Genomic DNA, 1,378 nt, shown 5'->3' with positions numbered 1-1,378 from the left:
TCGTATTTGCTAGCCACTTCATTCGCTAACGCTCATTTCGTTCTGCAAATACACTTGTTGGGGGTAAACCCCCAATCCCCCTTTTTTGCTAACGCAAAAAGCTAGCCATAGTGGCTAGCTAATTCAAAATTAATTATCATGTTTATGTCTATTGGATCTAACTAAAACATTAATAGTAAATGTATTATCACAAGCAACTTTAAATAGGTTATAATCCATTTCTTCTAAAAGACTTAATAAATCTATATATTCTGTTACGTTTTCACTAATAATAATCTTCTTTATCCTTGAAATAGCTTCATACTTTTCTTCTCTAGTAAGAGCAATATAGTTAGAAATATCAAAGCCATTATAGATTTTTATATCTTTTTCATCATACTGATACTTTTCAGGATTATCCATATGCGTGAAATACCTATACGCTCCACGAACACTTTCAAGTTTAACTGGTTGTGGTGCATTTACCTTCTCAGCAATTTTTGATGCTGCATTTTGAGTAACAGGTCCATCCCAAATTAGTATGACATGCCAATGCTCTTTCTTAATTTCTCCATCAGGATTAACATCTTTATCATGCAAAGGAGATATTGCGAATTGTAAATAAGTTTCTTCAAGTAATTCTGTCCAATTTTCAGGGGCAGATTGTGGATATACAACCATTCCCCACGTTCTTGCTTTAATATATTTTGCCATGGTAAAATAACAGTGTTGAATAAAGATTTTAGAGAACTTAGCTATTTGGGAGCTAGGTTCTTTTTTTATTTTCCACTGTCTCTATCCCCCTTTTTACCTTTTTCAATATAGTAATTATTAATTAACATAGATATCGCTTGAGATTTACTCAATCCCATCTCTTCTGATATATCTTTCAGCCTTTCAATCGTTACAGGTGTTAATGTTATTCCAACTTTTTCTCGAGCCATTATAACCCCTCCTTTTTAAATCCTTATTCTGTATTATATAGTATATTATCCATAAAAGTCTAGAGTTTTCATGAATACTTTTGTTAAGTTTTGTGTCTAAAATTGTCAAAAACCCCATAATATCAAGGCTTAAGTCGATTTTTTCACATTGCACATTGCACCCATTGGGGGGGTCGTAGTACCCCCCAATGTCTCTCCTCAAAACAAAAATTCAAAACCAAGCAATCAAAAAAGTGATTGCTAAAATTTCAAAATCAAACCCCACCAAAAAATTACTTGTAATAGAATTTCCTTTTGACTTCACGATATCGAAATCAATGATTTGGATTGGTTGTTAACTTGGAATTAATCCAAGTTAAAACCAGCACCAATCGCCACTGAAGTGGCTATCATTATTTCTTTGTTCGTCAAAAGTTTTTCTCCTATCACAAGTAATTTTTTGGTTTGGCAAGCAT

2 protein-coding genes are annotated in these 1,378 nt (G+C 32.7%); both read right to left on the bottom strand.

Translation table 11 applies throughout. The features are described 5' to 3' along the window. Positions 1-129 precede the first annotated feature (129 nt). Positions 130-693 carry a replication protein gene (locus tag KA878_RS13585; RefSeq protein WP_049388228.1) on the bottom strand — a complete coding sequence of 188 codons (564 nt, stop codon included), beginning with the start codon at positions 691-693 and terminating at the stop codon, positions 130-132. Between the two features lie 65 nt (positions 694-758). Continuing rightward, positions 759-923 carry a ribbon-helix-helix domain-containing protein gene (locus KA878_RS13580; protein ID WP_002503080.1) on the bottom strand — a complete coding sequence of 55 codons (165 nt, stop codon included), beginning with the start codon at positions 921-923 and terminating at the stop codon, positions 759-761. Positions 924-1,378 lie beyond the last annotated feature (455 nt).

It is taken from the genome of Staphylococcus sp. GDY8P57P, from assembly GCF_017892585.1.
In the GTDB taxonomy this organism is placed as follows: Bacteria; Bacillota; Bacilli; order Staphylococcales; family Staphylococcaceae; genus Staphylococcus; species Staphylococcus borealis.
This window is presented reverse-complemented; position numbering and strand designations above follow the sequence as displayed.